Origin of the sequence: Micromonospora sp. KC606, from assembly GCF_004348675.1 — a bacterium.
In the GTDB taxonomy this organism is placed as follows: domain Bacteria; phylum Actinomycetota; class Actinomycetes; order Mycobacteriales; family Micromonosporaceae; genus Micromonospora.
Window position 1 is genome coordinate 1 of the sequence record NZ_SMKN01000346.1, and the last position, 3,302, is coordinate 3,302.

The 3,302-nt window shown below is 75.7% G+C and carries 2 protein-coding genes and 1 pseudogene; 2 read left to right on the forward strand and 1 reads right to left on the reverse strand.

Annotation, left to right across the window (positions count from 1 at the left end; translation table 11 throughout):
• A pseudogene (locus E1193_RS30650) lies at positions 1 to 868 on the forward strand (bifunctional [glutamine synthetase] adenylyltransferase/[glutamine synthetase]-adenylyl-L-tyrosine phosphorylase); the annotation flags it as partial.
• A 12-nt stretch (positions 869 to 880) separates the two neighbouring features.
• Here E1193_RS30650 and E1193_RS30655 read toward each other — a convergent pair.
• The gene (locus tag E1193_RS30655) at positions 881 to 2,554 is read right to left on the reverse strand and encodes a methyltransferase domain-containing protein (RefSeq protein ID WP_132186614.1); all 1,674 of its coding nucleotides are present in this window, start codon (positions 2,552 to 2,554) and stop codon (positions 881 to 883) included.
• Between the two features lie 88 nt (positions 2,555 to 2,642).
• Here E1193_RS30655 and E1193_RS30660 point away from each other — a divergent pair, with 88 nt between their 5' ends.
• The gene (locus E1193_RS30660) at positions 2,643 to 3,257 is read left to right on the forward strand and encodes a helix-turn-helix transcriptional regulator (protein WP_132186615.1); all 615 of its coding nucleotides are present in this window, start codon (positions 2,643 to 2,645) and stop codon (positions 3,255 to 3,257) included.
• The last annotated feature ends 45 nt before the right edge of the window (positions 3,258 to 3,302 follow it).

A 3,302-nucleotide genomic window follows, 5' to 3' on the forward strand; every position in this document is an offset into this window, starting at 1 on the left:
CCCCGCGCCGCCCGGCCTGCGTTTCGCGGTGATCGGCATGGGCCGTCTCGGCGGGTACGAGTCCAACTACCTGTCCGACGCCGACGTGCTCTTCGTCTACGACCCGCCCGCCGGGGCGGACGAGAGCGCGGCCAGCGCCGCCGCACACGACATCGCCGAGGAGCTACGCCGGCTGCTCGGCATGCCCGCCCCCGACCCGCCGCTCGGCGTCGACGCCGACCTGCGGCCCGAGGGCCGCCAGGGGCCGCTGGTGCGCAGCCTCGCCGCGTACGCCCAGTACTACGCCCGGTGGTCGAAGGTGTGGGAGGCGCAGGCGCTGCTGCGGGCCCGGTTCGTCTGCGGCGACGCCGATCTGGGCGCCGAGTTCCAGGCAATGATCGACCCGATCCGCTACCCGGTCGGCGGCCTGACCCGCGAGCAGGCGGTGGAGATCCGCCGGATCAAGGCCCGGGTGGAGACCGAGCGGCTGCCCCGGGGCGCCGACCCGGCCACCCACACCAAGCTCGGCCGGGGTGGCCTGGCCGACGTCGAGTGGGCCGTGCAGCTGCTCCAGCTCCGGTACGCCGGAGCGCACCCGGGACTGCGCGGCACGCGCACCCTCGACGCGCTCGCGGCGGCCCGCGACGCCGGCCTGGTCGACCCGACGGACGCTGCGGAGATGACCGCCGGCTGGACCCTGGCCGCGCAGGTCCGCAACGCGCTGATGCTGGTCCGGGGCCGGGCCGGTGACCAGATGCCCCGACACGGCGTGGAGCTGGCCGGGGTGGTGCGGTTGCTCGGCCGCGACGACCCCGGCGAGTTCCTCGACGAGTATCTGCGCACCGGTCGGCGCTGCCGGGCGGCGATGCAGCGGGTCATGGAGTCCTGACTTGCGACACCGTCACCGGCGGCGGACCAGCACCAGGTGGTCGACCAGGGTGGCCGGCTGCCCGTCCGGCCCGGTCACCTCCCGCACCGGCGCGTCCAGCCGCTCGGGGTACCAGCCGTCCGGGTTCAGGTCGAGCGTCGCCAGGGTCTCCTGCGGGGTGGGGAACCGCACCTCCGGGTGGAACGCCCGGGACCACGACGGCGGCGCGCCGTGCTCGACGATCAGCAGTCGGCCGCCCGGCGCCACCGCCCGCGCCGCGGCCCGCAGCACCTCGGCCCGGGGGAACTCCAGCTTCGACTGGAGGAACTGGGCGGAGACCAGGTCGAAGCTGCCGTCCGGGAAGCCGCGGGCCAGGTCGTGCCGCCGGAAGTCGATCCGGTCGGCCACCCCGGCTGCGGCGGCCTCAGCCGCCGCCCGGTCCAGGGCGGTACGGGAGATGTCGACCGCGGTCACCCGCCAGCCCTGGCGGGCCAGCCAGACCGCGTCGGCGCCCTCCCCGCACCCCAGATCCAGCACGGTGCCGGCCGGCAGCGCCTCGGCGACCTCGACCAGCCGGGCGTTGGGCCGGCCGCTCCACCGCCGCTCCCGCTCGGCGTAGAGCGCGTCCCAGTGCCGAGCGGTCTCCGCGTCGACCGGTCCGTCCGCCGAGGCCGCTCGGTCGTCGGTCGTCGCCTCGGCGCTCCGTCCGCCGTCCGTCGCCTCGGCGGTGGGCCCGACGGCCGTGGCCGCGCGGCGGGCGGCGACCGCCCGGTCGGTCTCCTCGGCGACCAGTTCGGCGTTGAGCGCCGCCCCGGCCTTCATCCCCGCCGCCATGGCGACGGGGACGGTGGCCATCGGGTCGGTCACGTTGCCCGCCACCCGTACCCCCGGCACCGCCGTCGCGCCCTGCGGGTCGGCCGGCACGTGATCGCCGGTCACCGTGCCGGCCACCACGAACTCCGCCAGCGCCAGGCCGAGCCCGGCGAGCAGGTCGGCCCGTACCCGCGCCCGGGGCGCCACCACCAGCGCCTGCCGGGGCACCACCGCCCCGGAGGCCAGCCGCACGCCGGTGAGCCGGTCGTCGGTCACCTCCACCGCCGTCACCTCGCCTCCGACGATCCGCACGCCCCGCGCCGCGAGCTGCTCAGTCTGGTCCGGGGTCAACGCCGGTCCGGTGTGCGCGAACAGCACCACGTCGTCGGTGAGCTGGCGGAACAGCAGGGCTTGGTGGACGGCGGTGGGACCGGTGGCGAGCACCCCGACGGCCTGGTCGCGGACCTCCCAGCCGTGGCAGTACGGGCAGTGCAGCACGTCTCGGCCCCACCGTCCGGCGAGCCCGGCGATCTCGGGCAGCTCGTCGACCAGCCCGGTGGTCACCAGCAGCCGGCGTGCGAGCACCTGCCGCCCGCCGGTCAGCTCCACGGTGAGCCGGAGGCCGTCGGGAGTGTCCGACCGGAGGGCCGTGGTGACCGTGCCGTCGATCACCTCGACGCCGTACCGGGCGAGTTCGGCGCGGCCCTTGGCGTACAGCTCGGCCGGGGGCACCCCGTCGTTGGTCAGCAGGTTGTGCACCTGGGCGGAGGGGGCGTTGCGGGGTGCGCCGCCGTCCACCACCAGCACCGACCGGCGCGAGCGCCCCAGCGCCAGCGCCCCGCTCAGCCCGGCCGCCCCGCCGCCGACCACCACCACGTCGTACGAATCTGTCATCGTCGTCTCCACTCCGTTCGGTGCTCCGGATCGTCCGGGTCGCCGGCCGTGTTGACAAGAAATGTTGCCGGGATGGCAAACTCGCGGGATGACGGAGAACGCTTTCCCGGCTTTGCCTGGCCCGGACACGCCGGACGAGGTCCTGACGGCGGTCGGGCCACGGCTGCGGGCGCTGCGCCAGCAGCGGAACGTGACCCTGGCCCAGCTCTCCGCGGCCACCGGGATCTCGGTCAGCACGCTGTCGAGGCTGGAGTCCGGGGGCCGCCGGCCCACCCTGGAGCTGCTGTTGGCGTTGGCCCGGTTCCACCGGGTGCCGCTCGACGACCTGGTGGGCGCGCCGGAGACCGGGGATCCCCGGGTCCGGCCCCGGCCGGTGCGCCGGGGCGAGGTGACCATCCTGCCGCTGACCCGCCGCCCCGGCGGCGTCCAGGCGTACAAGATGATCTACCCGCCGCGGACGGCGACCCGCGAGCCGGAACAGCAGGTGCACGAGGGCTACGAATGGCTGTACGTGCTCGCCGGCCGGTGCCGGCTGCTGCTCGGCCGGCACGAGTTAACCCTGGAGGCGGGCGAGGTCGCCGAGTTCGACACCCGTACGCCGCACTGGTTCGGCAACCCGTTCGACGCTGCGCTGGAGATCCTCAGCCTCTTCGGGCCGCAGGGGGAACGCCTACATGTCCGTGCCCGCTCCGCGCCTGCCTGATCGTTCCTGCCCGCCCCTTCGCCCGCCTGGTCCTCGCCGTCCCGG